Annotated in this window: 2 protein-coding genes; one reads left to right on the forward strand and one right to left on the reverse strand. The window is 47.9% G+C overall.

Annotated features, from left to right (window positions below; translation table 11 throughout):
- Positions 1-239: 239 nt before the first annotated feature.
- Entirely contained in the window at positions 240-710 is a 471-nt protein-coding gene (rimP, locus tag PX481_RS12310) for a ribosome maturation factor RimP (protein WP_288094657.1), read from the reverse strand.
- A 214-nt stretch (positions 711-924) separates the two neighbouring features.
- Between rimP and ftsH the strand changes: the two genes are divergently transcribed.
- Positions 925-2,753: ATP-dependent zinc metalloprotease FtsH (ftsH, locus tag PX481_RS12315; protein WP_288094658.1), on the forward strand; the 1,829-nt coding region annotated here is incomplete at its 3' end.

The following is a 2,753-nucleotide window of genomic DNA, read 5'->3' on the forward strand; positions in this document are numbered from 1 at the left end:
CGATAGGGGGGCATAAATCGACTAAATCCTTATCTGGTAAGAGACTTAATGGATTAGTTCGCTCTAGATCAAAAACAATTGTCAAGAATCGCTAAATGCCTTTCTATATAAGGGTTACATCCCTTATAACCCCCGTCTATTGCATAACACCAACCGAAGAGCCTTTATTTATCTTCATCTTTATCCCTGATTACTGATTACTGATTACTGATTACTGATCACTGATTACTGATTACTGATTACTGATTACTGCGCTGCTCATCTAAACGGACGCTGATGACGGTAGTGCGATCGATGGTCAGGGAGCGACCTTTTTGGTTAAGATAAATAGATTGCTCATCTCTACCTTGCAGTTTTCCGCGCCATTCTTGCGGTTTTCCTTGGCTATCCTGGCCGGTAACGATGACGGGAAAACCTTTAAAAGACTGAAATTCGCGCTCACTGCTCAGTTGTCGAGAAATACCGGGGCTAGATATTTCTAAAACGTAGGCCCCGGGTAAGATTTCTTGACTGTCGAGGGCGGTTTCTAAGGCCCGACTCATCTGCTCACAGTCCTCTAAACCCGTATCTCCCCCCAGATTGCGAATATCGACGCGCAGGACGGGAGGCCTTTTATTGGTTTGGAAAACGATATCGACCACTTCTAGCCCCAAGTTTTCAGCGATAGGGATGGCTAGGTGCAGCAGGTCGGGGATGAGCGGATGGGTCATAATTTGGACAACAAAAAAAGCGGGCGAAACCCACTTCCCTAAACTGTTAGTGATTGGGATAGGCAGTTGTTAGACTACCTAGCTAAATACAATATAGCAAAAAACCGTCATCACTATTTGCCCCCGGGGTCGTGCCTGGGGGAAAACAGAACAGTGGTCACGATCGAGTCGATCTGTCACAATGAATACAGGGTAACTAGATATAGAGTCAATTATGGATCAAAAATCTCCACTCACCGTAGTTAGAGCCAAGTCAGCTAAGAATCGTGGTCGTCGGCCAGTATGGAAAGGGATTGTCACCACTTGGATGATTCTGCAAACCTTTGGCCATGTCACTCCTGCTTGGAGTCAAAAAAACCAAAATACCCTCACCTACGGTGAATTGTTAGAGAAGATCGACCAAGGAAAGGTAAAAAAGGTCGAAATCAATCCTTCTTTGCAGCAGGCAGCAGTTACCCTCGTCGGTCAAACGGACAAGGATCCCCCGAAAGAAGTCAATTTATTTGACCAAAATCCCGAATTAATCAAGAAACTCGATGCTGAAAAAATTGAGTACGGCATTCTCCCCAGCACTGACAATTCGGCCTTGATCAATGTTCTCACTAACCTGTTAGTGATTATTCTCGTCTTGGGATTATTGGTGTTTATTATCCGTCGTTCTGCCAATGCTTCCGGTCAAGCGATGAACTTCGGTAAATCAAGGGCGCGGTTTCAGATGGAGGCGAAAACCGACACACAATTTAATGATGTCGCGGGTGTGGATGAGGCCAAGGAAGATTTACAGGAAGTGGTGACATTCCTCAAACAACCGGAAAAATTTACGGCTATTGGCGCAAAAATCCCCAAAGGAGTCCTGTTAATCGGGCCACCGGGGACGGGGAAAACTTTACTGGCTAAAGCGATCGCAGGAGAGGCGGGAGTGCCTTTTTTCAGCATCTCCGGGTCGGAATTTGTGGAGATGTTTGTCGGGGTTGGTGCGTCGCGAGTGCGAGATCTGTTCCGAAAAGCCCAGGAAAATGCCCCTTGTTTGGTTTTTATCGATGAAATTGATGCCGTTGGTCGTCAAAGAGGGATCGGTTATGGAGGAGGTAATGATGAACGGGAACAAACTCTGAACCAATTATTGACGGAAATGGACGGTTTTGAGGGAAATACTGGCATTATCGTCATTGCCGCCACCAACCGCCCCGATGTTTTGGATTCGGCCCTGCTGCGTCCGGGTCGTTTTGATCGACAGGTGGTGGTGGATTATCCAGATTTTAAGGGACGTTTGGGCATTTTGGAGGTCCATTCTCGCGATAAAAAGGTGGCTGCTGATGTGGCTCTGGAGGCGATCGCCCGTCGCACCCCCGGTTTTACCGGGGCAGATTTGGCTAATATGCTCAACGAAGCGGCGATTTTTACCGCTAGAAGACGGAAAGAGGCGATTACCATGGCGGAAGTCAACGATGCGATCGATCGGATTGTGGCCGGTATGGAAGGGCGCGCTTTAGTGGATAGTAAAGCCAAGCGTTTGATCGCCTATCACGAAGTTGGCCATGCGATTGTCGGTACTCTCTGTCCCGGCCACGATCAGGTGGAAAAAGTCACCCTGATTCCCCGGGGTCAAGCGCAGGGGTTAACTTGGTTCACTCCCGATGAAGAACAGGGTTTAACCAGTCGTTCCCAGTTATTAGCCCGAATTGCGGGATTATTAGGGGGACGAGTGGCGGAGGAATGTGTCTTCGGTGAGGATGAAGTGACCACCGGGGCCGGTAATGATATTGAAAAAATTACCTATCTGGCCCGACAGATGGTAACGCGTCTGGGAATGTCGGAATTGGGATTGATTGCTCTAGAGGAGGAGGGCAATTCCTATCTCGGTGGTGCTGCTGCTGGTTATCATGCCGACCATTCTTTCGCGATGATGGCGAAAATTGATGCACAAGTACGGGAACTTGTCAAGCAATGCCACGATTTAGCAACAAAACTTATCCTTGACAATCGTGTGGCGATCGATCGCTTGGTGGATATACTGATTGAACAGGAAACCATTGACGGCGA

It is taken from the genome of Microcystis sp. M53603_WE2, assembly GCF_030065435.1.